Source organism: Pseudomonas sp. P5_B2 (assembly GCF_056400445.1).
The window spans coordinates 1-1,577 of record NZ_JBFULH010000815.1; the positions used below are offsets into that span (position 1 = coordinate 1).

General features: G+C 58.1%; 1 protein-coding gene and 1 pseudogene. One reads left to right on the plus strand and one right to left on the minus strand.

The annotated features are described in order from the left end of the window. Positions 1 to 19: 19 nt before the first annotated feature. Positions 20 to 400, minus strand: a pseudogene (locus AC1DRJ_RS27055) (GMC family oxidoreductase); the annotation flags it as partial. A gap of 213 nt (positions 401 to 613) precedes the next feature. Between AC1DRJ_RS27055 and AC1DRJ_RS27060 the strand changes: the two are divergent. Then, positions 614 to 1,489, plus strand: coding sequence for a LysR substrate-binding domain-containing protein (locus AC1DRJ_RS27060; RefSeq protein ID WP_477804848.1), 876 nt, complete (start codon positions 614 to 616; stop codon positions 1,487 to 1,489). Positions 1,490 to 1,577 lie beyond the last annotated feature (88 nt).

Genomic DNA, 1,577 nt, shown 5'->3' on the forward strand with positions numbered 1-1,577 from the left:
GGTATTCGCTGTCGCCCTACGGATGGTTTTCCAGCTTGCGGAAATACGGCAGGACGTCCTTGAAGCCCCAGCCTTCGTTGCCGTTGGCCGCCCAATCATCAAAGTCGTGGGCTTGGCCGCGGACGTAGATCATCGCGTTGATCGAACCCGAACCGCCCTGCACTTTGCCCCGTGGTGCATAGATTTCGCGGCTGTTGAGCTGCTTTTGTGGCTGGCTGTAATACATTCAGTTGAAGGTCGGGTTGTAATACATTTTGGCGAAGCCGACCGGGATCTTGAACCACAAGGAACTGTCCTTGCCGCCCGCCTCCAGCAGCAACACCGAATGTTTGCCGCTGGCCGAAAGCCGGTTGGCAAGGATGCAGCCTGCGGCGCCAGCGATGATGGAGTCGCATGTCATGCAGGGTTAGCGCGTAAGTCGTTGTACAAAAAAAAACCCATCTGTCAGATACGACGCAAAACCTGTGGGAGCGGGCTTGCTCGCGAATGCGTCAGCCGAATCAACACTAGCATCAACCCTAGGCAAATAGTCAGATAGGCACCATCGATACCACCACCAAAACAATAAACCGGCCCGACGTAATACCAGAGGCCGGTACGGAGCCCTCCTTCCATGCGTCAACTGCCCTCGCTCAATATGCTGCGCGTCTTCGAAGAGGTCGCGCGTCATCGCAGTTTCAGCCAGGCGGCGCTGGGCCTGAACGTCACTCAAGGGGCGGTCAGTCGCCAGATCAAGCAACTGGAAGACTACCTTGGCGTCGCGCTGTTCGTGCGCACACCACAGGGCTTGTCGCTGACCGAATCCGGCATCGCCCTCTCCCCGCACCTCGCGCAAGCCTTTGACCACATTGAACGTGCCCTGCAAGCCGTGCGCGTGCCCAACCTGCGTCAGCGTCTGAGAATCCTCGCGCCGCCGACTTGGGCGACGCGCTGGTTGTCGGCGCATTTGCGCGTGTTCTGTCAGCGCTATCCGGACATCAGCCTGAGCGTGACCAACCAGACCGGCCACGACAACCTCGCCGAAATCGACTGCCACATCCGCTTCGGCCTCGAAGCTAACAGCCATTGCAGCAGTCAATTGCTGGTCATGGAGCGGCACATCGCCGTGGCCAGTCCAGAGTTGTTTAGCGACGGGCAGCCGCCGGATCTGCGGCAGTTTCCTTTGCTGCACATCTTGCACGATGGCAAGCGTTTGAAGGTCTGGGAAAACTGGCTCGCAGCCATGGGACGGGATGATGTCGATGCCAGGCAAGGACTGGAATTCAGTACCCTCGACCAGGTGATTCACACTGCGCTGGCGGGGGGTGGTCTGGCGGTGATTGACCGGCAGATGATCGAGAAGGAATTGGCCAATGGCAGCTTGCTGCCGATTACCCCGGTGGAAGTAATCGGGCCGTATGGCTATTGGCTGGATGTGGCGAATGACAAATTGGGATTGTCGAAGGTGCGATTGTTTACGGACTGGTTGGGGTTGGTCAGTAATCCTTAAAACCACCGACATTCCCTGTGGGGGCGGGCTTGCTCGCGAAGGCGGCGTATCAGTAAATATTGATAGTGACTGACACTCCGTCTTCGCG

Bases quoted from the DNA above. Each gene is read 5' to 3' on its own strand.
- AC1DRJ_RS27060 (WP_477804848.1), top strand. From the start codon at position 614: ATGCGTCAACTGCCCTCGCTCAATATGCTGCGCGTCTTCGAAGAGGTC.